Origin of the sequence: Dictyobacter alpinus (genome assembly GCF_003967575.1) — a bacterium.
Classification (GTDB): Bacteria; Chloroflexota; Ktedonobacteria; order Ktedonobacterales; family Ktedonobacteraceae; genus Dictyobacter; species Dictyobacter alpinus.
Window position 1 is genome coordinate 5,125,751 of sequence record NZ_BIFT01000001.1, and the last position, 25,029, is coordinate 5,150,779.

Below are 25,029 nucleotides of genomic sequence, written 5' to 3' on the forward strand. Positions count from 1 at the left end.
GAGTCGACGTATCTCTTTATGATAATAGCGCTGCATCTTGAAATATACGCTATGGCTCAACATTATAGCACGCGAACTCTGGCCGACGAAATGCAATTAGCAGAGCGTCTCGGTCCTGGTGGTTATGGCTCTTTTTCCAACTCGTGAAAAAGGCGGAACCTTTTGTGCCGCTATTGCTGTATATATAAACGAGAAGGGAGGTATGGCGTGTCTATTTGCGAAACGGACCTCGTGGAACGAGCGATCGGGGGGGATCAGGTGGCGTTTCAGCAGTTGTGGGAACTGCATCATGGTGTGGCGATGGCGGCCGCACTGAGGATGTGCCATCAGGGTTCGCTGGCTGAGGAGATTACGCAGGGCGCATTTTTGCTGGCCTGGCGTGGTCTGCCGCGTTTTCATGCGGACAGTCCATTTCGTCCCTGGCTGATGCGTATCCTGTATCGCCATGCCCTGGATGTAATGGAGAAGCAGCGGGTCCATTTGCGTCCGGTCTCGTTGGATGATGTGATGGCGCAGGAGGCGGTCTATGGTGATGGGCAGCGCGATATGCAGGAACTGGTGGCGCAGCGAGAGGAGGTGCGGCAGGCGCTGGCATGTCTGAATGCTGAGCAGCGCCGCGTAATTGCTCTGCGCTATGGTGCGGACCTGACCGAGCTGGACATTGCGCGTGTGCTGGATTGGCCGATCGGGACCGTGAAATCGCGTTTGAATCGTGCCCGTGAGCTGTTGCGTCAGCATTTAGTGGATACAAGAGGAGGAGGTCTGTGATGTCTGATTCTTTTCGCAAGCCGTCGGAGCAGCAGCAGCCAGACGAGGATGTAGAGCAGTTGCTATCAGTATATTATGGTCCTCTATTGCCTGAGCAACCCTTAGCGCCAGCGGCCTGGATGAATGTGCGCGAGCAATTGCAGCGAAGGCGGCGTGTACGGTTACATATTCCGTCCTGGCCGGAGCGTGCTCGTCGTCCGGTCCGTAGGATTCCTGTATATGTGCAGGAGTCCTATACGGAGATTGCGCGTGGCGCCCACATAAGGCAGAGGTGGCCAGATCCGCGATTGCGTTATAGGCTCAGGCGCCGTGGTGATCTACCACGCGTACGTGTGGCGCTGCTCTGGCCGCGTGTGATCCAGCTGAACGCCGTCCGTGGTCGTGAAAGGATCCTTGATCAGGTCGAGCTGGATGTCCTGCTGGCCAGTGGGCTGGCGCGTTATCTGCTCAGCCTCAGGCCCCTGAACCAGCTTATCTCCTGGTTGCTCATCTTGCTGGGCAGCGCAGGCTTGCTATCCACGATCATCCTTGTCTGGCACAGGCAGTTTGCCTGGAGTATCTTACCGCTGCTTATCACTGTCTGCGCCGTTGTATTGCTGTCCAGCTATCAACACCGCCTGACCTATCAAGCTGACGCGCTGGTGGCGCGCTGGCTAGGCCGGGAGCGCACCTGTCGGGGACTGCATGGACTCGCCACCCGCAGCCAGCATCCCAGGCGTCCAGGCTGGAGCACGCCCTCTCTGACCACCCGGGCCAGGCGCATTTGTATGCCTTTCGTCCCATCCAATGGACGTGCCCATGATCGCAGTCCATTGCAGCCCTTATCAAAATAAGCGCGTTACTACCATCCCAGGAAGGAGAAACACCGTGCCAGTTACCTCTATCCCCGAGATCGAAGATCCGCCTGTTCGTTTACCTGAGACCCGGCCCAGACGCTGGCGTAATCGCTGGTGGCCCTGGTCCCGGTCCCGTATCGGACTCGACCTGGACAGCGACAATGACCAGCTTATCCTCCATAACACCACGTCTGTGGCCTGGATGCTTCATCATGGTTATCATCGCCTGGGTCCAATTGAACCCGAGCAGGACCTGACGCTACATATCAGCAAACACGGCACCCTTAGCGCCCTCCCACAAACCACGCCAGACGCCGTTGAGTACCTGGTCTTGCCCCTGCACCAGCGCATTAACGAAATCTACATCTACCGCCGTACCTTTACCCGTGCCCTCGAAGTCTACGACATGCGCGCCGTCCCATGAGTCGCCTCGACCCTTGCAGCCAAAACGTCTCCCCGAAGCGAGAGGTGACTTTATGGCGTGGCGTTGTGTACGTGGAGTGGGTGTCATGAGCCAGCTTTACGTACGTGGAGTGGCGCCACACGCAAGGCCGCACTGCTGAGTTTGCGTGGGCCAACGTGCATAAACGAGACGCAGTGCTGTGGCGCCTACACGAATCACGGTGGATGTTACCGAGGTGAGGAGGAACGTTTGGCGGGGCATGTTCGTCCATCCAGGTGCGTCCTTTAATGGAGAGGATCAAGAAGCATGATAGTGTGCTTCAACGTTCCTGATTGATCATGGCTGAAGAACCATGATTCGTGTAGGCGCCACAGGCATGCGATGCTTTTTTAACACGTTTCGCCGTTGATCATGCCGCATGCCGGCCTTGCGTGTGGCGCCACTCCACGTACGCAATGCTGGCTTCTCTTGTTGTCCCATCCAAGGTTGGATCGCTACCCATGATTGTGATCGGATAGAAAATGTTGCTATGTGATTTGTCTGGCGTACATGTGGCGTTACGCGCCATACGATGCGTGGATTTTTTACGCCGCATCTTTCGCAACTACAAAAGCGCTGAACCGAAACGTATTGGGCCTTGCGTGTGGCGCCCACCTGACATAGGTGCGGTGAAGCACCTATGCCGAGTAGGCGTCGTTGGGTCAATGGCAGCTTGCCAGGATAAATGGTTGGGTGGGATTGCGCGCGGCATCTCCAATGGGGGGATTCTGCGTGAAGACCACTGATGCTCCAACGGCTATGATCTGTCCGTCGGGTGTGCCGGATATATCGGTGATGCTGACCGAGGTGTTGTTTGCGAGCTGGCCATAGATACGGGGCCAGGTGATTATGTTCCACTTTTGGCCATCCCAGTGCTGCATATAGGCACCACTCAGGCGGCTATTGGGATTTACGAAGCTGCCGGCCGCCCAGACATTGGTGGGGGAGATGGCTTTAATGGAGGCCAGCATATTGGAGCGGCTCTCGGGTATGCTGATCTTAGTATAGCTCCATATTTTTCCGTCCCAGTGCTGAATGAGGCCAGAGGTGCCACGTACGGTTCTATCACCGCTGAAAAAGCCTGAGCCGACAAGCCAGACATCGTGGCTGGAGACCGCCGTTACCGCGTTGAGCCTTACGGTATGGTAGGAAGGATGATCCTCTGACGAGGGGATTAGTTGCCAATTGCGGCCGTTCCAGTGCTCAATCAATGGTTTTGGGGCGTGGGTTGTGGTGTTTACGAGGTTGCCGACAATCCAGATATCTTTTGCCGAAACGGCTGAGATTCCTGTGAGTTTTGCATCGTTGCCGGCTGGAATTTGTGCGCCTGCGACCTCAAGCCAGCTTCTGCCATTCCAGTGCAGTATCAGTGTATGGTTTGTTTCTTGTTGATTCGGCCCGGATTGGCTTGAACCAACGATCCAGGCATTTTTAGCTGTGATCGCCGTGATTCCGGTGGGCTTGACGATATCGGCCGATTTTATGGATATCGTCGTTAATTTCCAGCTTTTCCCATTCCAGTGCGCGGCCTGGGGTCGGCCAGCGGGCCCCTGCCCGATAGTCCAGATATCATGGGCGGAACGGGCCGTAATGCCGGTCCATGTTCCTTGTTGGACAGCCTCATCCAGCACCGGTTGCCATTGGGTACCATTCCAATGCTTGATCCCGGCATTTCCTACTACCCAGATATCTTTTGACGAGATGGCCACAACCCCCTGGAGGCTGATCCGGACATTCTTCGCGACATCCAGAGGCATCTGTTTCCAGTTATAGCTACACGTATTTTGCGTGATCAGAGGTCCGGAACTGCTCTGCTCACGCTTAACATATTGCCATACCACCATCCATATAACGATCAGCAGGATCACTACCAGGCTACCAATCGCCAGAAATTGATTACCTTTACTCATACTTTATACTTTCAGACCAGTGCTATCGAAGCTGTGCGCAAAAATTTACTTATAACACAATAATAGCCAGATATTCAGATAGATGATTTATCTATATATATGGACGCGTATTCTAATTATTTTTAACTTCAAGTGCGTAAAAGTTTGTGGATTCAGGAAAAGCTTGAAGTGTTCCAGGAAAATTATAACGCTATGCATTATCTAGCGCGTACTTTTGGCTTGGATCACCATGCGAGTACCAACATGTAACACTTTTTCGTTGTCATACGACGAAGATGATGAGATCTCAATAATAGAAAATTGCAGAGGATGCAGATGCAATTGTTTAAACAACCGTCGAAGCAGGAGCATAGGATCCTGGTCGCTGAATTATATGCGTGCTATGCACCAAACATGTTGATGTACATACGTCGAAATGTCCTTTCTCAGGAGGATGCAGAGGATATTTTATTGGAAGTTTTTACGGTGGCGCTTGAGAGTCCGGTCTTGAGCGGCCTGAATGAACATAAGCGGCGCGGCTGGCTCTGGAGCGTCGCGCATAACAAGGTCATGGATTATCATCGGCGCGCGAAACATCGTGTCCATTCCAAATTAGAAGAGGTGGAGGGGGATTTGTTTGACGCGGAGGAGGATATGCCTGAGTTCGCGGTTCTGCGTAATGAGGCGCATGCCCTGGTTCGCGCGCGTCTACAGACGCTTTCGGAGGTGCAGCAGGAGATTGTGCGTTTGCGTTTTGCCCATGGCCTGCGTAGTCCCGAAATCGCCACACTGGTCAATAAGAGTGAGGCGGCCGTGCGGGTTATGCTCTCGCGCGCTCTTAACACTTTGCGGGGTATCTACAGCAAGGATGGGGAGGAATCACACGATGGCAGATAAAGAATACTTTAATCCGGGAATTGTAGATGAGCAGGTTGATGGGTTGCTGCAAGGCAACGCTACTCCTGGTCCGGAAGCGCGCACCGCCCGTGAGTTACAGGCCCTTTACCAGAGCGATCTCCAGTCACTTGAGCGCGTCTGGCAGCGTCTGGACCTGGGTACCGATACGGGTTTTGGGGAGCGGCCCTGGTTGAACAATGTTTCTCACCATGATACATCATCACCACACCTTGAAAGGTTTCGATATGTGCAAGGCCAGCATACGCAACGCAAGGGGACTAACTCTAGGCTGGTTTTGACACGCTGGTTTGGTCTGATCGCTGCCGTACTCGTTGCGGCCCTCCTGGTCGGAAGCCTGATCGCTTTCCTGAATATTACGGGTGGATCGCATCATAAGAGTACTATCAGCCCGCCGCCGCGACCAACAGCACCGGTCGTCAACGCACCCAATCTTCAGGTAAAGACTGTCTCCGGCGTCTACGTTGGCGATGATCAGTATCTGACCAAGAACGATCCTCTGACGGGAAAAATCATCTGGCGCTACGACATAAAAAGTGCTACCGGTGTCAAGACGGAATATCAGAAGGTGTATCGTATTGTCCCGCTTGGTAACACGGTTTTTGTGTTGCTTGCCAACATCCTTGATCCGGCTGGTGCCTATGAGCAACGTGTCGTGGCCCTCAATGCGCAGACTGGCGCGGTCTTCTGGCACAAGAGCCTGCCTGATCGAGAGCCACAGGACATGATCGTTGCTGATGGTACGGTCTATGTCAGTACGCTTGTCGTGAATACTCCTACCGACAAGTCAGCGATCTATGCTTTAGATGCGAGCAAAGGCAGCATCAAGAAAAGCTATACCTTCTCCTTCGCCAGCATAACTATGACCTGGTATGCAGGCAACTTATATATGGGCACCAGTCGGGGATTGTATGTGATGAATGCACATGATGGTAAGATTGCCTGGCAGGATCAGATAAACGTTGGTAACCCGTTTATTGTGACGCGTCCCCAGATCGTGAATGGTGTTGTCTATGTCGCCTTCAACTACACCAGCAAAGAGAGCGGGGTGATGCGATCATTTATCAGGGCGTATCATGCGCAGACTGGCGCGAATCTATGGAGCACCAATGAGCTTTCCAATCAGGTGTACGATATGACGGTGAGCAATCAGAAATTATACTTTGGCCTGATGCATTTCGTCGACGGTAATTTGCATGCGTTTGGTGGTATTATGTATGCCTACAATATCCAGAATGGCAAACCTGACTGGAGTCGTGAAATTGATGGGAATGCGTCGGCGGCACCTGCGATAGCCAATGGCGTTATCTATGCACCAACTTATAGCGGACCACAAGGAAAGAGTTGTACCATAACGGCCCTGGATGCCAGTACCGGCCAGCTTAAATGGAAGAAGCCCCTTATGTTTGGGCTGGCGATCAATCCGGTTGTGGTAAATGATCAGGTGTATGTCGCAGTCTTTGGCATCACTTCCAATACTGGCAAGCTCTATGCGTATAAGTTGGATGGCACCCTGGCCTGGGAAGCGGACCATACGCAGATCGTGTCGATGACTGCGGTGGCGTAAACCAGTAGCAACATGGCTCAAAAGAGAGGCCAGTTCATCACGAACTGGCCGACTCTTTCTTCGTCATTGCTGTTCAGGGCTGGTCTGGGAGGGATAGTGGTAGTGAAAATGAGACGGTTGTCCCCTGGCCCGGTTCGCTCTCGATCCAGATCGAGCCGTGATGGCGCTTCACAAATTCGGCTGAGATGTACAGGCCTAATCCCAGTCCGGGATAGGTGAGCTGGCTCTCGCCTTCGACGCGGAAGAAGCGCTCAAAGAGCTTTGACTGTTTCTCTTTGGCAATGCCGATGCCAAAATCGCGTACCGAGATAATCAACTTGTCCTCGGCGCATACGGTATGCACCAGTATGGTATCCGCCTGTGGTGAGTACTTGATGGCGTTGGTCAGTAGATTGGTCAGCACCTGTCCGATGCGGTCCCGATCCGCCATGAGGGTGACGGAGTCCGTGAGGTCCCGCACGATACGTTGTCTGGTTGCCACGCGCTGGGTCTCTTCGACCACTTCGTTGATGAGCGTATTGCTATCAAACGAGGAAAAATGGAGCTGTAGCTGTCCATTCTCAATCTTCGTGACATCCAAGAGTTCTTCAACCAGGGTCGTCAGTTTATTGAGTTGCAGACCCATTTTCTGGAGCAAGCTGGCTGCATGCGTATCGCCGTCCTTACGGAAACGGCGTTCCAACAACTGGGCATAGGCTTTCAGACTGGTGACCGGAGTTTTTAATTCATGGCTGGCGACCCCAATAAACTCGTCCTTCTGCTGCTCCATTTTCTTGCGATCGCTAATCTCCATAATGATGGCACCAATCGATTCAACCTCTCGATTGGCCTTATCCATGACAGGATAATAGCAGGTGAGCCAGTAGCGTGTGATGCCGGGCACTTTTGGTGTCTTCCCCACCACTTCCAGATTCATGAATGGCTGGTGTGTTTTTACGATGTCATCAAGAATAACATCAATAAAGGTGGCAAGGTCTGGCAGCACCTCTTTGACCGTTTTGCCGATGTGCTCATGGGTGGGAACGCCATTAATGTCTGCAAGAAAGTCATTGATGCGTAGATAGCGATGTTGAAGATCAAAAAAAGCCATGCCAACGGGCGCATGTTGTAAGAGTGAATCCAGTTGCGCTAGCGTTGCTTCTTGCTGCATGGTGAGCTGGCGCAGGGCCTCTTCAGCCTGCCATTGTTCCGTCACATCAGTGTTGGTGCCAAACCAGCGTAGCACCCGGCCCTTTTCATCTTTAAGTGGAATCGCACGCGACAGAAACCAGCGATACTCCCCATCTTTCCCACGGAGCGGGAAGGTATCTTCCCAGATTTCTCCTATGGCCAAATAGTGACGAAATTTCTCTCTGACCCGCTGTACATGATCAGGATGATGCACTTTCTGCCAGCCCCAGCCCTGCATCTCTTGCAAAGTGGTGCCGGTATAGTCATACCAGCGCTGATTGTACCAGAAGATCCAGCCGCTCTGATCGGCCATCCAGGCTAACTGGGAAATATTATCAGCCAGCGTGCGGAAGCGCGCCTCACTCTCTCTGGCCTGGGCATGTTCAAGCCACTGAGCAGACTGGAGGATATTCTGTGAAGGTGAGAGGGGACTGAACTGTTCCTCCACATCGGCTAAGAAGGTTGCACTGAGTTCGTTCTTTTTTTGTGCGCTGATATCCTGGGAAACAACCAAGATGCCGGCCGGTGAGGGATAGATGCGGCTCTCAAACCAACAATTCAGGGCCGGGTACCAGCCTTCAAACTGCCTGACTGTGTTTTCCTGGCTGGCGAGACGCGCCTCGGTAGCAAAGCAGTCTGCGATCGTCTCTGGAAGGAGATCCCATACCAATTGTCCGAGCAAGGCCTGCTGTGGTCGTCCAAGCAGCGCAGCCGCCAGGGGATTCACATAGGTGTAGCGCCACTGCCTATCAATGGTCGAGACGGCCGCGCCCAATGTATCCAGCAGGCTCATGAGGTTTTTGCCTGACTCGTGACCGGTAACCTCGCGAGAGAACTGCTCGCTGGTCTCGATAGATGTGGCGGGCATTCCATCTGGAGGCTGTTGCATCATAGGTAAAATTCCTCTGGGATTTTCTAGCGGTCGGATCGTTGGATATAACTACTCAGTAGACGATACACAAAAAGTAGCATTTATGCAAGTAGTATAAAATATTGATATGAGTTTTATAAATAGTAGAAAATCATGCGCATTTTTGATAGCTAGAACCCTTATTTCTCATTTTAATTATAGCATTTTTGTCAAGTGCAGGACATCGTGCTTTGGGACGGTGTTTTTTGTCTATGCCTCCTATATACTGACGATTAAACTTAGAATGCAAAACAGATCGCAGATACTTCAATATAGTATAGAGAGGTATGGGAAACAATTGTGGTGAGAATTGGTTGGCGGCGGGCATTTATCTCGTTACGGCAACGTAATTTCAGGCTATTCTGGTCCGGCCAGATTATCTCGCTATTGGGCGCGATGATGCAAAGCATTGGGCAGAGCTGGCTGGTGTGGGAACTAACCCATAGCGCCTGGCAGATCGGCCTGGTAGGAGCGCTCCAGGCCCTACCGATCCTGTTTTTCTCGATTTTTGGTGGTGTCTTTGCTGACCGCTGGCCTAAACGGCGCATCCTGCTTTTCACCCAATACGCGGCCATGGGCCAGTCTTTACTCCTCTGGATACTCATCGTTACCGGCATGCTCCAACTCTGGCAGCTCTATCTGCTGGTCCTGTTATCAGGACTCACCAATAGCCTGGGCAAGCCGGTCAGTCGCTCATTTATCATCGAGATGGTTGGCCGTGAAGATCTGCCCAACGCCTATGCCCTGAACTCTTCTTTTTCCAGTCTGGCACGCATCGTCGGTCCGGCGCTGGGAGGACTGATCATCGCCGCCACCGATGTCACCGTGCTTTTTTTGCTTAACGCCCTCAGTTTTCTGCCGATCATTGTCAGCCTGAGCTTGATCAGGAGCCATGAATTACATGTTTCGGTGTCCCAGGATAAAAGCGGGGCCGACCAACAAAGCACCTGGAATAGTCTATGCCAGGGACTAGCCTACGTTCGGCACACACCGGAAATCCTGATGCTCACCATGGCCGTCGGACTGGTCCTGCTCTTTGGCTCGAACTTTGGCGTTCTGTTGTTACCTATCGCTACCAACCTGCTGCATACAGGTGCCCGTGGTTTCGGCTTCTTATCAGCCGCCACCGGCATTGGCGCCCTCCTCGCCGCTATCTGGCTGGCCTGGAGCAACCGACGCTCAACGATACGCGGCGTTATGCTGATCATGCTCATCTTCAGTCTACTGGAGATTATCTTCTCCTACTCAAACATCTACCTGCTCTCCCTGCTCCTCATTGCCAGCATTGGCTTCAGCGAAGAACTCTTCGCCATGCAGTCCATGTCCACCTTACAAACCATCACCCCCGACCACCTCAACGGACGCGTCACCGGAGTCCAGGTCCTGCTCTTCGACGGCAGCCTCCCCCTGGGCTATCTCCTCATGGGCTGGCTCTCCCAAACCTCCGGTGCCCCTACCGCCCTGCTCATCGGCGCCCTCCTCAGCCTCCTGGCCATCGCATGTAGCTGGACATGGTGGAAGCAGCGCTCGTAGCAGCAGGTCTTGCTCCTGCAAACCGCCCACGTCAGAAATATCTCTTAAACCCGTAATCGTGTTGAAGCGCATCCATGAACAGACAGGTAGTGTGAAACGCGGAGAGTCCTACAGGGAGAAGGTTGAGTGGGGATAAATATATGCTGGTGGCGGCTCCTACAAGACTCTTTTGGGGATACAAATCTCATGTTCCCCATGAGGTAACATCTTATGAGCCGCCTACCAATATTGTAAACAGAAGGCCCGGGCTTGTCAACCGTGCAGGAAAGAGCGGGTGGCATGCATTATTTTGCAAGCGCAACCATGAGAAGAAACCCCATACATACCCCAGCGATTCCTTCCCTCATCACGAGCAAGCCCACGTAGTTACGACCGCTCAGGGTCGTAACTACGTGGTCTTTTCCATGGGACGTATACCGTTGCAAAAAATGAATGGCACCCTGAAGCTCTTGCTTTCACCTCATCATTCTTGTTGAAAAGCGGTATCATTTTCAATAACTTTGATAGCTTCTAAGCACTGTTCCCACGCTGTTGCTGTTCTTGCCCTGGTTGGAACCTCGGCCATGCGGCTGGCAAAGTGTTCTGAGCGCTGAACATGCTCACGGGCCAGATGGGCAAAATCTATGGTGATCTCTGGACGAGACCAGTTGGTAAGGACCGTGTTGACGCGCTCGGCCATTGCAGCGATGAAGCGCTCGTTGAAGGAGGTGACGGCCTCCATAAATGTGGTTACAGGTATGGCTTTTGTACCATAGATAGCTTCCCAGATGAATTGATCGTCTGCGAATTGTGCCTGCCGCGTGTCCCATAGGCAGTGGACTATCTGGCCATCACTCCAAAAGTGCATCCCTGGAGTAATGATGAAGGGACCTGTATAGAGGTGGCGTCTCCACCACCACTCAAGGGCAGTGGATAGAAGTTCACCCCTGGCGTCGCTCTCCTCTTCACTACACATTTCTCGTGCGTCTTCCCGCCACTTTTCCGCTTTTTTGCACCAGTTGAGCCACTGGTCGATGGATTCCATGCGCTGTAGCAATGGCGCTGGGAGCGGATCGATGATGTCGGGCACAATCTCCAGGATATCTTCCCATAAACGCACGACATAGTAGTCTATATATGGTCGTGGAGGATGTGGTATAGGCGGGTAGGCCGCTAAGAAAGGTTTGCTATAGCGGAATATCTCTGTCTCACCAATTTGAAACCAATACCAACCATCTGAGAGCCCGAACCAATGTAATACCGGTTCTTCTTTTCCACCCCACGGTTTGATTTCCGCAATGGGGTGAAGCTGAAAGTGAAAGAACATAGTTTTTTCTTCTCCTGTTGCTTTCTCTACGGATAACTTTTCCTGTGCTCTATGTATATATATTTATGCTATTTTAGCAGATTGTGTGAGAAGTAAGAGTAGAATGATCGATGGCTAAATATTGCTTGATCAATCAATTGACTAAATGAGGAAAGTTTTATATGATGGAACGACTATTCTATTGTCTGTATTAGAAAAACTATATCTAATAGAAACACCATTCCTGGTGCATTTTGCATTTATTAGGAATTTGTTGAAAGGAATCAATGCTTCTATGGCTCAGACAACAGCAGCTATTCCTCGCTCTGCGATACGTGGTATTTCTTCTGGCATGATTTTTATGGCGATTTTTTCTACATTGTGGGCCGCTATCGGGATTGGAGGCCTGCAGGGATGGGGTGGCATCTGGCCATGGGTCCTGGTTGTGTTGATCGCGCTAGGATTGCTTGCCGGTGCGTTCTCCTTGATCCGTTCGGCACGGAGTTTACCTGAACAGACGACAGAAGCGAACGAGCAGCGCGGCAAGCGGATGAATATGTGGTTTATGATTATCTTTGCTGCTGAGGGGATATTGATTTTTATGGCGAGTATTATCTGCAATGCAGTGCTTCATCGCTTTGACTTATTCTTTCCTATTATGGCGATCATTGTTGGTCTGCATTTCTTCCCGCTGGCCCCTCTCTTTCACATGAAGTCCTACTATCTGGTTGGCGCAATACTCTGTGTGCTTGGTCTGCTCGCATTGTTCGTACTACCTGCGCATGCGCAACTGGGTACTTACCAGATCAATCTCCAGTGGGTTGTACTCGGCTTTGGGGCCGCCCTGGTGCTATGGGGTGTGGGTTTTATTGGCCTCTTACTCTTGGGAAGAAGGGTGCTGGCCCCGATCAATGCAGCAGTGCAATAGCGGCGAACCTGATCGCTTTATAGGGCGACGATCGGGCTGGATACAGGTTGATTTTCCTATGATACAATAAGTAAAATCATCAGGAACGAGAGGAATGAATCTATGTCATATGTACCCAGTCTGATCGCGCTCGCGGGCGTCTGGTTGCTTGCCGTTATGAGTCCAGGTCCAGACTTTGCCGCCATCGTCCAATATGCGACCACACGTTCCCGGCGCGATGGCATGCTTGTCGCGCTGGGCGTGACCAGTGCCATCTCCATCTGGATCGTTGGCAGTATCGTTGGATTAGGAGCGCTACTTGTGCGCATGAGCTGGCTGGTTGAGATTATCAGGACGATTGGCGCGTGCTATCTCGTCTATCTTGGCATCAAGACGATCCTGCACGCGCATCGCCCGGCCAGCGTATCATCGTCCCAGCAACTTGCTCCTGCACCCGGTTTCTCCGCCTGGCGGGTAGGATTTATCACCAATATCAGCAATCCAAAGGCGGTCGCCTTCTTTAGCAGTCTATTTATCGTCATCTTGCCTGCCAATCCACCCCTCTGGGTCCTGATTACGAGTGCTATATTGATGCTCGTCATTGCTATCAGCTGGTTCTGTATCGTTGCCTGCATCTTTTCCCTCGGAGCCATCAGCCGGGCCTACCTACGTGCCAAACGCTGGCTCGACTATATTACCGGTGGCATCTTCATTGCCCTCGGTATCCGCCTCGCTATAGAAAAATAATAAAGTGGCTGCGCACGTGAGGGCACGCGCGCAGCCACCAGGGCTGCCGTTACTGTATTTACTTGATGCTGCCGACGGTGACGCCTTTGATGAAGAAGCTCTGGCTGAAGAGGAAGAGGATGATCAGCGGGAGCACGGTGAGCAGGGAGGCGGCCATAAGCAGGTTGAATTGGATGTCGTGGGTCGAGCGGAACACCTGGAGTCCAACGGCCAGGGTGCGCTTGAGGTCGTCCTGGAGGTAGATCAGGGGTCCCATGAAGTCGTTCCAGGCGCTGATACCTGAGAAGAGGGCGACGGCGGCCAGCGCGGGCCGCGAGAGCGGGAGGACGACGCTCCACATGATCTGGAGTTCGGTGGCTCCGTCCATTCTGGATGCTTCGATCAGTTCTTTGGGGATCTGGAGCAGAAACTGGCGTAGCATGAAGATGAAGAAGGCTCCCGCGAAGAAGTGGGGGACGACCAGCGGCAGGATGGTATTGATCCAGTGCAGGCGGGCAAACAGGTCGAATTGGGGCACGATGGCGATGGGGAAGGGGATGAACATGGTGGCGAGCACGATGTAGAAGACCTTGTCGCGTCCCGGCCATTCGATGCAGGCAAAGCCATAGGCCACGACCAGATTGGCGAGTACGGATCCGATGATGGTCAGAATGGTGATGAGCAGGGTATTGCTAAAGTAGAGGCCAAAGGGAATCGTGTTGACCGCGGTTGCGAAGTTTTCGAAGTGTAGGGACTTGGGGAACAGGCTGGGCGGGAATTCCGCGAGCTCGGTGTTTGATTTGAGCGCCGTACTCAGCATCCAATAAAATGGCACGATGTAGATAAGGCACATGATGATCAGGAAAACGCGTGGACCGGCCGTCTGCATAAATTTTTGTAGCGTGGCGCGGCGGCGATAGCGTACCATCTCTTCGGTCTCGACGACCTTCTTGTCCATAACTTGAGTTGTCATCTTGATCTCCTCCCAAAGGTATGTTTAGCCTACCAGTTCGTAGTTCACAAAGCGTTGTGAGACGGTAAAAAGGACGCCAGCCAGGGCCAGGCCGATGATGAAGAGGACCAGCGAGAGGGCGCAGGCATAGCCGAGTTGGGCGTAGGCGAAGGCGTTACGATACAGGTAAAGCATGTAGAACAATGTGCCGTTGTTTGGTCCACCTTTGGTCATGATATAGGCTTGCTGGAAAATCTGCAGACCACCACTGAGGGCGGTAATCAGATTGAAGAGGATAATCGGGGATAGCAGTGGCAGCGTGATCGAGAAGAAGCGTCTCATCACGCCTGCGCCATCGATTCTGGCCGCGTCATACAGTGTATCCGGTATGCCGCGTAGTCCTGCCAGAAAGATCAGGGCTGCGTTGCCGGCCCCCAACTGGGCCAGCGCAATAATCACATTCTTGGCGCCTGTTGGATCGCTCAGGTAGTCCTGGGTGGGGGCTCCGAACAGCGAGAATATATAGTTGACTATACCATACTGGGGATTAACCAGTACGATAAAGATAAAGGCCATGGCAAATGCCGGCAGGATTGAGGGTAGATAGAGGATCGCGCGATAGACGCTGACCTCGCGCACATCGCGGTTCATGGCGATGGCTAGCAAGATCGCGACCACAATGCCCACGGGAACAGCCCAGAGGACGTAATACAGCGTATTGCTCAGCGAGAGCCAGAAGAGGCTATCTCCAAACAGACGGGTATAGTTCTGGACGCCCAGCCAGGCCGGATCCTTGAAGCCCGAGTAGCGTGTAAAACTGAGCACGATTGAATAGATCATCGGATACACTGTGAAGATTATCAATCCAATGATCCAGGGACTGATAAAGAGGAGCCCTTTGGTCAGGTTTGTTCGTTCGCGCCGCGTGAGTCTGGGCGCTGTCTTTTGGTCAGACTTTACTGCTATCACAACACTGTCTCCTTACATGGAAAGGTGCCGGGTCTGTCGGTGCACCTTCAGCATTACAACATCATTGTCTACTGATAAAGCAAGCACAGCAGTCATATGTGGGTAAACTCTATAAGCAAGTCAGTTTATTTATAGGGATTACTCCAGCCTTCCAGTTTAAATGGACAATACTGGTCCATCTGTGGCTGGACGCGCTTGTAGTATTCCTGTAATGCCTCTTTGGGGGTCGCGGTATTGAAGTCAACTTTATCCTGGACCGAACTGAGTTCATCGCTAATCTGACCACCAACCGGCAATGGTGGGCGACTGACCGAGTAATCCAGGGTCTTCGCAAAGAAGGCATGACCAGGATCAAAGAGTTGCTTCTCATCCAATAAAGACTTCCAGGTTGGCAGGTGGCTGGTCTCTTTCGTATAGATGCGCTGACCGTCGGGTCCAGACATGTAGCGCAAGAAGCGATAGCCGCCATCGGCATTCTGGGCGCCCGTCGGAATCGTCAGCGCAAAGCCGCCCGACCACGTAAAGGGAGTCGTACGATCATCTGGAACCGGCATATACGTCACGCCATACTCCAGATTTGGCGCATACTGCTTGCTACTGGAGAGATCCCAGTCGCCATCGATTTTGAAGGCCAGATGATTGGTATAGAAAGGATTCTGTGAGGGCAGGGCATTGGCGGGCTGATACGTGGCCGTAAAGGTACTGATCTTCTGATAATCCAGGGCCTGCGACCACTCATGATACATATTGAAAGTGTTCAGCATAGCAGGTTCAAGCGCCGTCAACTGGCAACTGCTATTATTGAAGAACTGCGCCCCATAGTCCAGTGCCCAGGTCGTATGGAAGGCCTGACCAAACCAGGGAATAAAGCCCACGCGATCATAGTTGCCCTGAGCATCCTTATGATTGACCTTAAAGGCAAGCTCCTTCAACTTGCTCATCGTGATCGGACCATTCTTAGGATCCAGCACAGACATATCAATGCCCGCGTCGCGTAGCACCTTCTTATTATAGTAAAGTACCCGCGCATCGGTATCCATCGGAACCGCATAGGGATGACCACCGAGCAGCGCCTCGGACCAGGCAAAGGGGAGATACTCCTTGGAGAGATTGGGGTTGTCTTTACTGACATAGGGCTGCAAGTCCGTTAAAAGTCCGAGGGCAGCCTGTTGACCGACCGTGAAGCGATCAATCAAGTAGACATCCGGTCCCACCCCACCACGTACCGACGTAATCAATGACGTCGAATCGCCTGTTCCCGTCGAAGGTTCAGGCACGACCCGCACATGGAGATCAGGATTAGCCTTATTGAAGGCATCCGCGATATCATGCTGGGCCTGCATGTCGAGCGTATCGGTAACGCTGGTCCAGTAGACAATCTCCTTCGGGCCACCTGTCTTCTCTCCACAGGCCCCCAGGGCCATTGAGAGCAAAAATAAGAGTAGCAAAATAGCGGGTGGTTTACGCAACCAACGCTGAATACTCATGTTGGGCTCCTTACATTGTGCCTTGAGCCATGCAGATCAGCAAAGATCTGTAAACTCGTAGCGGATTGAAAACAACACTGTTTCTTCAATGTAGTGATACAACAAACGGCTATTATTGTATCTGTCATGAAAGTACCCACTGTTTAGATGCTTGCTTATCGAAAAGTATAACATACTATCAATAACTTATGCTTTATTTTGCTGTGTATAAAATGTCTTGTAGATTATAAAAAGAGTGTAACATAGATAAATCAATATAAATAATCAATTGTTCAGTTTTTCTATGCCAGGACGCTCCCCAGAGTAGCGGCAGGGCTCGTCCCTGCGACCAGTTCAACGTACGACAATGTTCAATCCAGAGGCTGGACGTGCATGGCTGTGCTTGCCTTAACACGGATACGTGTTTGAGGGATATTTATTACGTGAACAGGCAGCAGGGGCAAGCCCTGCCGTTACTCCAGGAGTATTGGCCGCAGGGGGTGATTGGATTTGTTGCTCTTGCTTTTGGTGGCGGGATGTTTTATAATCGTACCGTAAAGTACGATACGGAGATAAGTTGGATGGATAAGAAGGTGAGTGCGCGTTCACAGAGGACGCGGGAGCAGATTCGGGCGGCGGCGCAGCGGCTCTTTTTGGAGTCTGGTTTTATGGGGACGAGTACGGATGCGATTATGGCGGAGGCGGGGGTGGCTTCGAAGGAGACGTTGTATCGCCATTATGCGAATAAGGAGGCGTTGTTTGTGGATGTGTTGGAGCATATGACGTTGGAGCAGGCACGGCCGGCGGCGGTACTGGCGGATCTGCCGGTGCCGCGCGATGCGCCTTCTCTACGGCTGGGACTGACGATAGTGGCACGTGAAATCTTGTCGGTGATGGTCCAGCCAGAATATCTGGCCCTGCTACGCATTATTATGGCCGAGTCTCCGCGTTTCCCACATCTTGGTCGCTTGTTTAAGGATGCGGTGCCGCAGCGTGGCTTGTCGATTATGACGCTACTATTGCAGCAGGCGCGGGAGCAGCAGGTGGTGGATGAGGTCGATAAAGATGCTGTGAGCCATGCGCTGCTGGGTGGCTTGCTGACCTATGCTTTGCTGGATGTGTTTTTTGTGGGCCAGCCGGCTCAGCCTGAGTTGTTGGAGCGCGCCGATGCCGTTGTTGAGGTGATCATGCGTGCTGTCTTGCCACACTAACGTTTGGATGGATTTGCTGGAAGGAGCTTGATAACAGTGTTTACAAATGAGCAACCGATGATGTCTTCTGATATTCAGTCACGGAGCGATGTTTTGATTGTGGGGGCCGGCCCGGTTGGCTTGACGCTGGCCCATGAGTTGTTGCGGCGCGGTATCCAGCCTCGTTTGATCGATAAGAATAGTCTGCCGGCCCAGAATACGAAGGCGCTGGGGGTGATGGCGCGGACATTGGAGCTCTTGACGCCTTCGGGGGTCGCGGGCGAATTGGTGACGCAAGGGGTGAAGGTGCCGGCCTTTAGTATCTATAGTGAAGGTCGTCAACTGGCCTCCTTTGATTTTTCACGTCACGTTGAGAGTGCCTATCCTTATGTACTGATGGTTCCACAACCCGCGGTCGAGTCTGTGCTGGCGCAGCATGTGGAGGATCTGGGAGGTAAGATTGAGCGTGGTGTTGAACTGGTGAGTCTACAGCAATATACTGATGGCGTTGAGGTGCTGTTGCGCGGGGCCGATGGTGTCGAGGAACGTGTCTGGACGCGTTGGCTGATTGGTTGCGATGGTGCCCATAGCTCGGTTCGCCATCTGGTGGGTGCTACGTTTGTGGGCAAGACCTTTGAGCAGAGCTTTGCGACCGGCAATGTGCGTATGCACTGGGATATACCCGGCAACCAGGCCTTTGCGCGCCTGAATCATGGCAACTTTATCGCCTACTTTCCGATGCCGGATGGACAACACCGTTTTATTATCGCTTATAAGCCAGAGGATGCGCCAACCGGAGATATCACGCTGGCCGAAATTCAGCATGCTATCGACTCCTGTGGTCCGCAGGGCGCGCGTGCCAGTGATCCAACCTGGTTGGCACGCTATCAGGTCAATCAACGCAAGGTTGATCGCTATGTCTGGCAACGTGTGGCGCTGGTCGGCGATGCCGCGCACATCCATTCTCCCATTGGTGCGCAAGGCATGAATACCGGTATTCAGGACGCCTTTAATCTGGGTTGGAAACTGGCTTTGATCGTCCAGGGGAAATCACCATCTACCCTGCTTGATAGCTATGCCAGTGAAAGATCGGCCGTTGGCCGTCAACTCCTGGTGGCAACTGGCCGCCTGACCAATCTGGCCCTGCTGCAACAGCCGCTGATTACCGCGACCCGAGACGCGATCGCGCCCCGACTCACCCAGATGAAGAAGATCCAGGCCACCTTTACCGCCACCGCTGCAGAGCTCAGCGTCTCCTATCGCCATAGTCCACTGGCCAGCGAGTATCGTGAGGAAAAGGTCAAGCCGCTCCAAACCCTGCTCAAATCCGGTGACCGTGCCCCTGATGGTCCTGTTACCATCGGGACTGCCAAGAAACCGGGGAGTCTCTATGCTCTGTTAAATGGGACACGTCATGTCCTGTTGATCTTTTTGCATCAGGATAACCAGACGGCCAGGCACAAATTGCAGAGCACACTCAGCGAGTGGCAGGACTGGCTGGACGTCTATCCGATCCTGCGTAGCCAGCCACATAGCAAGAGCAAGCAAGCATATTATGATCCAGAAGGTGTCCTGGCCGCCCGCTACGGCATCTCCGACGAAGGCCTGATCCTGATTCGGCCCGACGGCTACATCTGCCTGCGCAGCCAGCCCATCACCGTCGAGCCCCTCCAGCGCTATCTGGCCACCATCAGCTATGTCGCGCCAACCACTGTCGCCAACGAATAGCGCACCGTAACGGCAGGGCTTGCCCCTGCTGCCGGTACACGTAATCTATGCCGCTAAAACACGCGTTTTCGGTTGGCAGGGTAGCTTTTGGCCTGGACTTGATCGTACGTTGGGCCGGTCGCAGGGACGAGCCCTGCCGCTACTGTTGGTGTTGTTATGGGAGCAAATCCGCTTCGGATGCCCTTTGAGCTTGACCTGGGTGTGTTTATTCCTTTACATTATATAGGGTAATATGAAATTTATGCATGAGGAGAATACCCGGAATGCCTCAACGTCGTCCGCAGGGACAGCAAGTACGATCTGGTGTAGCATCAACTGCGCCGCGCCGCAGTGTGTTTTCGCGGCGTAACTTCGTGATCGGTGGCGTGGTCGCGCTGGGAGGTGCGTATGTCGGCGGTAGTGGTCTGTGGTGGTCGATCTCGCCACAGGCGCAGATCTATAGTGGGCATACGGCTCCCGTCAATGCGATTTCCTGGTCACCTGATGGGACGCGCATCGCGTCTGGGAGCGCTGATAACACGGTCCAGGTGTGGGATGCCGTTACCGGCGAGCATATTTATCGTTATCAGCCAATAAATTCGGATGTCGGCCTTGATGTCCCGATTTCATGGTCGCCCGATAGTAAACGCATTGCCTCCGGCTACTGGGATTCCGAAGAGGGACTTGCCCCGATGCGTGATCTTGAAATTGGCACTTTTCTAGCGGGATGAGGATTCTGTAGCCACTATTGGAAGTTGGAATACCCCGGAACTGGCAAGGGCGTGTTCGCTCTGCTCGAAGAGGATCAGGCCGCTGGCACGACTCTGGGTGACGACGAGATCACAGATGATCTGAAAACCGGCTTTGCTCATGCCGCGTGCGGATGCCTCGTTGCCCGGCCTATAGCCAATCCAGAAGCGCTCACAGGACTCTTCTTGCCGAATGATGGCTTGCAGGAGTCGTGGGTAGATGCCGTGTCCACGCCACTCGGGCAGGGTTAGAAAATCATAGAGATAACTATTGTGGGCAGGCAAGGCGAAGGTCAGACGGAGATCGGTAATATATCCTTTGTGCGTCGTTACCCAGCCGTAAGCGGCCGGCTTTTCATCCATAAATGCAAGGTAGAGGCGGTCTCCGGCCTCGAAGCGCGCGTCTATAATCCGTGGAGAACAATGGGCAAGGCGCGCAATGAGTTCCCGGTCATCTGAGAGCTGTACAGAAAACGTCGGCAGGGGTGCAAGCGCGGGCAAAAGATCGGTGCGCCACCAGGTTGCAAGGGCCATAAAAACAATCTACCTCCTATATGTATATCAAAACAGTATGAGTATATTCAATTCAGCCGCTAAAAGCAAATCTGCCCTTGGAACTCTTCAGGCTTGACCTGTCTGATCTCTATCCTCTATGCTAGTACAGAAGAAATTGATCCATTGACAGGCAGTTCTTTAAGAGGAGGAATTGTTCGATGCCTGGACAACAGCAGCAGGAACAGCCGATGCCATCCAGTTCACCGCCTATTTCAGCCCAAAATAGTGGGCCCGGTCGCCGCAAGTTTTCGCGCCGGAACGTCCTGTTCGGAGGATTGGCGACACTTGGAGGAGCGTATATTGCTGGTAGCGGCCTCTGGTGGGCGACAAGGCCCCGTTCTCTGTACATCTATCGTGGCTATACCGTGTTTACTCCTGGTCTGCAGCAAACGGCCGATGGCGTCAACGCGCTGGCCTGGTCAGCAGATGGCAAGCGTATCGCTTCAGGTCGTAGCAATGAGGTTCGGGTGTGGGATGCTGCCAATGGTACGTTAGCCTACACGCATTGGGCGAAACCGGTGGAATATATGCGTGCAGGTAGCGTCAAAAGCGTTATATGGTCCCCGAATGGCAAGTATCTCGCATCATCCACTACGAATGAAAGGGTCCAGGTATGGAATGCAGCCAATGGAGCCGATATCCATACATATCGCCCTGATTCTTGGGGCCTTAATGAGCATGTCGTCCCAATTACATGGGCGCCGGACAGCCAGTTTATCGCTTCTGGCTACTGGGATTATCTAGACGGATTGACACCGTCTGTAAGGGTATGGAATGCCCTGACTGGCCAATCCCCGCTAATGTATAGTGGGCATACGCAAGCTCTCAGTGCCGTGGCCTGGTCCCCAGATGGGAAACTGATCGCGTCCGGCAGTGAGGACCATACCATACAGGTATGGGATCCCATCTCAGGTGACCTTTTTTTTAAAACAGATGTTGACTCTTCTACCATTGATGTGCTCTGGTCAGCCGATAGCAAGCGTATCGCCTACTTCCATGGGTCTGGTCCGGGCCTGCGGATCCAGGATATTGCAACCGGTAAGATCGTCCAGTCCTTGCAAGCAGACCGGTTTCATACTATTGATACGCTCGTCAAGCCAGTCTGGTCGCTGGATGGCAAGTATATTGCCGTCGCGGCCAGAACCTCAATGTTTGACCTGCCAGTTGTGTACGTGTGGGATGCCACAACCGGCGCGCATATTTACAGTTATTCCGGCCATCAAACACGACTCAATGCTATCGCCTGGTCCCCTGATAGTAAGCGTATCGCATCATCCGATCTCGATAGATTGGTCCATGTCTGGGAGATAAATGCATAACAAATGGCGTATGTATAGAGAGAGAGATACATAATCTTTTAAACTTTATATTATTGAATATGATTTATTATGAGGAGCGCATAGTTGATGTCTGGACAACAGCAGCAAGGACTGCAGATGCCATCCAGTTCGCCGCCACCTGCTTCCCCAGGCCGCCGCAGCATCTCGCGGCGGGACCTCTTAATCGGGGGCGCAGCCGCGGCTGCCGGTATATATGTCACTGGCAGCAGCCTGTGGTGGACGAACACGTTACATCCTCAGTATATTTATCGTGGACATACGGGGGCCGTCAATACCGTAGGTTGGTCACCGGATGGCAAGCGTATCGCGTCAGGGAGTGATGATAACACCATTCATATGTGGAAGACGGCCGATGGCTCCCTTGACTATATTTATTATGGGCATACTGATATTCATACTTATGAACCTGCTACTGAGGCTAATTCTCATGTCAGTGTTGGAAAACTAGTGTGGTCGCCAGATGGTCGATATATAGCGTCATCTGCTACGGATTGTACTGTAAAGGTATGGCAGACATCCGATGGCATCAATTCCAACTTCAATTTGTTCCCCCTATCGTCTGATAATGCCTCTATTCCTATTGCGTGGTCAGCGGATAGTCAGCTAATTGCTTTAGGTTACTGGGATAACGCAAATGAAACCCCCACCGTGTGGATCTGGAATGTTGTGTCTGATAAATATCCCAGTAATTTTTATGGACATACGGATACTATTAGTGCCGTGGCCTGGTCGCCGGATAATAAGCTTATTGCGACTGCCAGCAATGATCTCAGTGTGCGGATCTGGAACGCAAAGACAGGGGTGAGTAACTTTCGCATCAATTGTGATAAAAACACTGATGCGATCGCGTGGTCACCGGATAGTAAACACATTGCCTACCTCCAGCAAAATTCTGTGCTGATACTGGATGCCTCGACCGGCATTGCTGTTAATAACTGGCCCGAAGTTGGACTGGACAAACCGATTGCCTGGTCCCCCAATGGTAAGTGGATCGCTACCGCCATCTCACCCTTCTGGCTGCCTGGTATCCACCTTGTACGTATACGTGATGTCAGCAGCGGCGCGCATTATTGTACCTACTCCGAACATCAAGATAGGGTTAACTCCATAACCTGGTCCCCTGACAGTACACGCATCGCTAGTGCCGACCAAGCGAAAACCATCCATGTCTGGGAACCCAGAAAATCGCTGCTGTGAATGATACCACGTGTTGCACCAGCCAGCGTCGTGTATGCTGGGGAAAGCGTCATAAGCCAGCGTTACGTACGTCGATTGGGCGCCACACGCAAGGCCGGCATGCGGCATGATTAACAGCGATACGTGTTCAGAAAGCATCGCATGCCTGTGGCGCCTACACGAATCATGGTTCTTCAACCTTGCCTGCTCCGGAGCGTTGTGGTGGGCGATCATGGTCATGGTGAGTGATCTTGCTCGTCAAGGGACGACAATAATGGGATATTGCCTTCGCGCACGTTCCAACATGATCAGGTAACATCCACCGTGATTCGTGTAGGCGCCACAGCACTGCGCGTCGTTCTGACCCGTTGACCCGCGTCAAAGCAGCAGTGCGGACTTGCGTGTGGCGCTACTCGACGTACGCTCGGCCGGCTTCACACGTCTCGGGTCAGGCGTTGATCATGGTTTCCATCTGGCGTAGGAATTTGATTTTGAAGAGGATACCGATGGCCAGGATGATTTGTGGTACAAACAGGATGGCGACGGTATAGTAGGGTCCGACATATTGCAGGAGCAGGCCGTTGATGGCGAGTCCGATTGGCTGGCTGCCAAAGGCGATCAGGCGGAAGACGGCGTTGATGCGGCCACGCAGGTGGTCGGGGGTCAGGGCCGTGCGTACACTGAGCTGCTGGACCATATAGATGGGCACGATTACGAAGCCTCCGGCATTGGCTACGCCGAGCATGATGGGATCGTGCGCGAAGGCGAAGAGCAGCCAGCTAAGGGCCCAGATCCAGACCGAGCCGACGATCATACGCGTCAGGCCGAAGCGGCGGTATAGTGGTCCTGCTAGCAAGGCACCAATAATACTGCCGATGCCGCCGCTACCCAGGATAAGGCCGAGGGCGGCCTCACTGGCATGGACCTCGCGGGCCATGACGGCGATGATCAGGAGATATCCAGAGCATGGGGCCATCAGGCCAAAGGTGGTCAGGGCCAGGAAGCGGATCAGTTTGTGCTGCCAGAGCCAGAGCATGCCTTCGCGTATATCGTGCCAGAGCGCGCCGGGCGGCTGGCCGCTACGTTCCTCCTGAAACTGGGCGCGGATAAACAGTAGCGACATCACTGAGAGCGCCGTCGAGAGCGCGTCCGCGAGATAGGGGACCGCCCGCCCCAGACTAAAGAGTAACGGACCCAACGTTGGACCCACGGTTCCAGCGGTCGAGGTCACGGTCTCGTTGATGCTCAGGGCCTGGGGAATCTGCTTCTTTGCGATCACCGCCGGCATGGCCGCCGTGGCCGCCAGACTAAAGAAGATGCCTAGCGATTCATTGAAAAAAGCCACGATCGCCACATGGACCAGTGTAAGATGGTTCAAGAGCAGGGCCAGCGCCAGACTAACCAGTCCCAGCGTGCTCAAAGCATCACAGATCAGCATGACCTTCTTGCGATTCCAGCGATCCACCAGAGCCCCGGCTGGTAGGCAGAACAAGAGCAGTGACAATGAACCGATCGCCGTTATCAGGCCAGCAACCGCCGGCGAGTTCGTCAATGAGAGCAGTAATAGTGGCAGCGTCACCTGCGTAATCTGTGTCCCGGTCAATGAAATACCCTGACCCGACAACAAAATCAAAAAGTTCACATTACGCCAGAGCGACTTCGGCTCCGACGGGGTAGTCGGTGAATGAGTAGTAGTGGTAGACACCTGTAACGTCCTTTCTGAATATGCGCGATTGCACACAAAGCGCCCCGGGACATCTCCCTGGTTCTCAGAGTAGCTACAGGCGTGTACGCAAAAAAAGCCGCAGGCCCTCGTCGAACGAGAAATGCCCTGTGGCGAACACACGCAAGTGGATAAGTATGCGGAAAATTCGTTTGTCAGCTGGTCTGGATAGCGATTACCTATCCATTACACATTCATGCCGCATCAGGTCCAGCGTGTTCGCCTGAGCGGCCGTGGCATCATAGGGGATATAA

The 25,029-nt window shown here is 53.0% G+C and carries 21 protein-coding genes; 13 read left to right on the forward strand and 8 right to left on the reverse strand.

The features are described from left to right. The first annotated feature begins 207 nt into the window (after positions 1 to 207). The 3 genes from EL633_RS20155 to EL633_RS20165 are packed head-to-tail and all read left to right on the forward strand — an operon-like array spanning position 208 to position 2,028. A complete protein-coding gene (locus EL633_RS20155; RefSeq protein ID WP_126628909.1) occupies positions 208 to 768 on the forward strand; it encodes an RNA polymerase sigma factor in 561 nt (186 codons plus the stop codon). After that, on the forward strand, positions 768 to 1,601 hold the full coding sequence (locus EL633_RS20160) for a hypothetical protein (RefSeq protein ID WP_126628910.1): 834 nt from the start codon (positions 768 to 770) through the stop codon (positions 1,599 to 1,601). The genes EL633_RS20155 and EL633_RS20160 overlap by 1 nt, the downstream gene beginning before the upstream one ends. A gap of 34 nt (positions 1,602 to 1,635) precedes the next feature. Further along, positions 1,636 to 2,028, forward strand: coding sequence for a hypothetical protein (locus EL633_RS20165; protein WP_126628911.1), 393 nt, complete (start codon positions 1,636 to 1,638; stop codon positions 2,026 to 2,028). Positions 2,029 to 2,708: 680 nt separating this feature from the next. On the opposite strand, the gene EL633_RS20170 is transcribed toward EL633_RS20165, so the two are convergent. Further along, positions 2,709 to 3,956: a hypothetical protein gene (locus EL633_RS20170; RefSeq protein ID WP_126628912.1), complete on the reverse strand. Its 1,248-nt coding sequence runs from the start codon at positions 3,954 to 3,956 to the stop codon at positions 2,709 to 2,711. 315 nt (positions 3,957 to 4,271) lie between these two features. On the opposite strand from EL633_RS20170, the gene EL633_RS20175 reads away from it, so the two are divergent. Next, entirely contained in the window at positions 4,272 to 4,832 is a 561-nt protein-coding gene (locus EL633_RS20175) for an RNA polymerase sigma factor (protein WP_126628913.1), read from the forward strand. Beyond that, a complete protein-coding gene (locus EL633_RS20180; RefSeq protein WP_161982280.1) occupies positions 4,822 to 6,417 on the forward strand; it encodes an outer membrane protein assembly factor BamB family protein in 1,596 nt (531 codons plus the stop codon). The genes EL633_RS20175 and EL633_RS20180 overlap by 11 nt, the downstream gene beginning before the upstream one ends. Positions 6,418 to 6,490: 73 nt before the next feature. Here the strand turns inward: EL633_RS20180 and EL633_RS20185 are convergent, their stop codons facing one another. After that, complete coding sequence (locus EL633_RS20185; protein ID WP_126628915.1) at positions 6,491 to 8,479, reverse strand: PAS domain-containing sensor histidine kinase; 1,989 nt, start codon at positions 8,477 to 8,479, stop codon at positions 6,491 to 6,493. A 318-nt stretch (positions 8,480 to 8,797) separates the two neighbouring features. On the opposite strand from EL633_RS20185, the gene EL633_RS20190 reads away from it, so the two are divergent. Beyond that, complete coding sequence (locus EL633_RS20190) at positions 8,798 to 10,030, forward strand: MFS transporter (RefSeq protein WP_246039178.1); 1,233 nt, start codon at positions 8,798 to 8,800, stop codon at positions 10,028 to 10,030. A gap of 463 nt (positions 10,031 to 10,493) precedes the next feature. On the opposite strand, the gene EL633_RS20195 is transcribed toward EL633_RS20190, so the two are convergent. After that, complete coding sequence (locus tag EL633_RS20195; protein ID WP_126628917.1) at positions 10,494 to 11,336, reverse strand: DUF5984 family protein; 843 nt, start codon at positions 11,334 to 11,336, stop codon at positions 10,494 to 10,496. A 274-nt stretch (positions 11,337 to 11,610) separates the two neighbouring features. Between EL633_RS20195 and EL633_RS20200 the strand changes: the two genes are divergently transcribed. Together EL633_RS20200 and EL633_RS20205 are read left to right on the forward strand one after the other, a co-directional pair. Continuing rightward, the gene (locus EL633_RS20200) at positions 11,611 to 12,243 is read left to right on the forward strand and encodes a DUF7010 family protein (RefSeq protein WP_126628918.1); all 633 of its coding nucleotides are present in this window, start codon (positions 11,611 to 11,613) and stop codon (positions 12,241 to 12,243) included. A 102-nt stretch (positions 12,244 to 12,345) separates the two neighbouring features. After that, positions 12,346 to 12,969, forward strand: coding sequence for a LysE family transporter (locus EL633_RS20205; RefSeq protein WP_126628919.1), 624 nt, complete (start codon positions 12,346 to 12,348; stop codon positions 12,967 to 12,969). A 58-nt stretch (positions 12,970 to 13,027) separates the two neighbouring features. Here EL633_RS20205 and EL633_RS20210 read toward each other — a convergent pair whose 3' ends face one another. The 3 genes from EL633_RS20210 to EL633_RS20220 form a co-directional block, all read right to left on the reverse strand. Beyond that, positions 13,028 to 13,921, reverse strand: coding sequence for a carbohydrate ABC transporter permease (locus EL633_RS20210; protein ID WP_126628920.1), 894 nt, complete (start codon positions 13,919 to 13,921; stop codon positions 13,028 to 13,030). A gap of 24 nt (positions 13,922 to 13,945) precedes the next feature. Beyond that, positions 13,946 to 14,869 (reverse strand): carbohydrate ABC transporter permease, encoded by a 924-nt coding sequence (locus tag EL633_RS20215; protein WP_126628921.1) that lies wholly within the window; start codon positions 14,867 to 14,869, stop codon positions 13,946 to 13,948. Between the two features lie 125 nt (positions 14,870 to 14,994). After that, positions 14,995 to 16,356 carry an ABC transporter substrate-binding protein gene (locus tag EL633_RS20220; protein WP_126628922.1) on the reverse strand — a complete coding sequence of 454 codons (1,362 nt, stop codon included), beginning with the start codon at positions 16,354 to 16,356 and terminating at the stop codon, positions 14,995 to 14,997. Positions 16,357 to 16,778: 422 nt separating this feature from the next. Here EL633_RS20220 and EL633_RS20225 point away from each other — a divergent pair, with 422 nt between their 5' ends. From EL633_RS20225 to EL633_RS20235, 3 genes are all read left to right on the forward strand, one after another. Beyond that, on the forward strand, positions 16,779 to 17,546 hold the full coding sequence (locus EL633_RS20225; protein ID WP_126628923.1) for a TetR/AcrR family transcriptional regulator: 768 nt from the start codon (positions 16,779 to 16,781) through the stop codon (positions 17,544 to 17,546). Between the two features lie 36 nt (positions 17,547 to 17,582). Next, positions 17,583 to 19,253, forward strand: a complete 1,671-nt coding sequence (locus tag EL633_RS20230) for an FAD-dependent monooxygenase (protein WP_126628924.1) — start codon at positions 17,583 to 17,585, stop codon at positions 19,251 to 19,253. 263 nt (positions 19,254 to 19,516) lie between these two features. Beyond that, positions 19,517 to 19,963, forward strand: a complete 447-nt coding sequence (locus tag EL633_RS20235) for a WD40 repeat domain-containing protein (RefSeq protein ID WP_218027528.1) — start codon at positions 19,517 to 19,519, stop codon at positions 19,961 to 19,963. Here EL633_RS20235 and EL633_RS20240 read toward each other — a convergent pair. Further along, complete coding sequence (locus EL633_RS20240; RefSeq protein WP_126628926.1) at positions 19,952 to 20,515, reverse strand: GNAT family N-acetyltransferase; 564 nt, start codon at positions 20,513 to 20,515, stop codon at positions 19,952 to 19,954. The genes EL633_RS20235 and EL633_RS20240 overlap by 12 nt on opposite strands. A gap of 179 nt (positions 20,516 to 20,694) precedes the next feature. Between EL633_RS20240 and EL633_RS20245 the strand changes: the two genes are divergently transcribed. Together EL633_RS20245 and EL633_RS20250 are read left to right on the forward strand one after the other, a co-directional pair. Continuing rightward, positions 20,695 to 21,855: a WD40 repeat domain-containing protein gene (locus tag EL633_RS20245; protein WP_126628927.1), complete on the forward strand. Its 1,161-nt coding sequence runs from the start codon at positions 20,695 to 20,697 to the stop codon at positions 21,853 to 21,855. Positions 21,856 to 21,942: 87 nt separating this feature from the next. Beyond that, on the forward strand, positions 21,943 to 23,073 hold the full coding sequence (locus EL633_RS20250) for a WD40 repeat domain-containing protein (protein ID WP_126628928.1): 1,131 nt from the start codon (positions 21,943 to 21,945) through the stop codon (positions 23,071 to 23,073). 427 nt (positions 23,074 to 23,500) lie between these two features. Here EL633_RS20250 and EL633_RS20255 read toward each other — a convergent pair whose 3' ends face one another. Further along, complete coding sequence (locus EL633_RS20255; RefSeq protein WP_161982281.1) at positions 23,501 to 24,757, reverse strand: MFS transporter; 1,257 nt, start codon at positions 24,755 to 24,757, stop codon at positions 23,501 to 23,503. Positions 24,758 to 25,029 lie beyond the last annotated feature (272 nt).